At 65.3% G+C, this 251-nt stretch carries 1 pseudogene; it reads right to left on the reverse strand.

The features are described 5' to 3' along the window. Positions 1-79 precede the first annotated feature (79 nt). A pseudogene (locus ACQG3P_RS20955) lies at positions 80-251 on the reverse strand (division/cell wall cluster transcriptional repressor MraZ); the annotation flags it as partial.

The raw sequence follows: 251 nt of genomic DNA on the forward strand, positions 1-251 counted from the left end.
ACCGGCAGAGGGCCCGCCGGCGACTGCGACACCGGAAGGTGACCGGCCGGCGCGCCTCCGCGCACCCGGGCACCCCGGGTCACAACTTCAGGTCGAGCAACCCATCGCCCAGATCCTCGTCAGACCACGTCTGCTGGATCAGTGCGCGATGAGCCTGCTCGCTCCACAATTCGAATTTGGCGCCCATGCCGAGCAACACCGCCTTCTTTACAATGCCAACAGCGTTGCGGTGGCTTGCCGGGATACTGATG

Source organism: Stenotrophomonas sp. SrG (assembly GCF_050031795.1).
Classification (GTDB): Bacteria; Pseudomonadota; Gammaproteobacteria; order Xanthomonadales; family Xanthomonadaceae; genus Stenotrophomonas; species Stenotrophomonas rhizophila_A.